We start from the raw sequence: 1,277 nt of genomic DNA on the forward strand, positions 1-1,277 counted from the left end.
CTCAAAGACGATCGCAAGTGCAACCTGACCTCCTTCCCGTCGTGAAGGGCGGGGGTTTGCCTAACCCCTCGCTAAGGGCGGAGAGGTTTGAGGGGTCTCATTCAAACCCACTAAAAAGCGGGTCTTCGACCCCTCCGGCCCGGTCTTCCCCCAATTACCCCTCCCTTGAGCGTACAAACCGCCCAAGTTCAGGGTTATCGTTCCCACAGCCCTCTTCAAAATATTAAACGCCCCAACCAAGTCTGAATTGAAGACAAGCCCCGTCTCGGGACACTTAAACAAACCACGAAGGAAGCGAGCCCCCTCGTGAGGCCTCCCGCAAACGGGGCAACGCTTAGACGTGAAAACCTCGTCCACAACCAAAACCCGAATATCATACTCCCCAGCAACTTCCTTCAAGCGTTTGATAACGTAATTAAACCGCCAGACGTGGGAGAGGAGATAATTCTGCTTTTTACCCTTGTTGGAGTTCCTACTAATGCCCTTCGGATAGCCAACAACAATCCTTGAAACACCCATCTGGTAGAGCCTTTCAACTGTTTGCCTCACCCTCGTGTTAATGTAGTGCCTCGCCTGGAGTTTAGCCTTCAAGTGCATTCCTGAGAGTTTCTTACTCTTCTTTGCCCCGCTTTTGTTGATTTTGGATTGATACTCTGCTATCCGTTTTTGCCAGTAAAAATCAATGCTCTTGAGCGGTCTCCCGTTCACTAAGAAGCTTTCCCCGTTCTCAACGTAAACGGCCATCAGGTTGTTCACTCCCAAGTCAATTCCCGCTGAAAGGTTGCCCAAGGGTTGTCTTGGGAGTTTGACCCATTCTTCACCCCGAAGTTTCTTCTCGACGCTTATGCTGATGTGAGCATACCATTTTCGTCTTATTGGATCGTAAGTTATTTCTAATCGCCCTTGCTTGCCCTTTAAGTGTATTCTCCCCTTGAATTGAATTTCGAGGCGTTTGAACTTTTCGAGGCCTTTGAGGATTAGTTTGTTTCCTTCAATTTTGTATTGGTCGTTTCTGAGGACTATTAAGCCTTCTCCCTTGATGTAGTTTGGTGGTTTGGGTTTGAGCCAGTTGGGGGGTTCTCCGTTCCGCGTGTTCCTTAAGAGTGAGAAGAAGCTTCTCCAGCTTTCGGCGTTCTTCCTGCAGATTTGTTGAACTGTTGCCGAGCCTATTTCGGATTTGAATGTTTCTCTTGGGTTTTTGAGGGTTGAGTTTTACCGTTATTGACCGCTTCATTCTAAAGTATGGTAATGTTTTTTTAGGCTTTAAAATAGTTTTG

At 47.5% G+C, this 1,277-nt stretch carries 1 pseudogene; it reads right to left on the reverse strand.

The window, feature by feature from the left end:
- Positions 1-60: 60 nt before the first annotated feature.
- Positions 61-1,191, reverse strand: a pseudogene (locus tag APY94_RS12785) (RNA-guided endonuclease InsQ/TnpB family protein); the annotation flags it as partial.
- Positions 1,192-1,277 lie beyond the last annotated feature (86 nt).

The sequence above is a fragment of the Thermococcus celericrescens genome (assembly GCF_001484195.1).
Taxonomy (GTDB): Archaea; Methanobacteriota_B; Thermococci; order Thermococcales; family Thermococcaceae; genus Thermococcus; species Thermococcus celericrescens.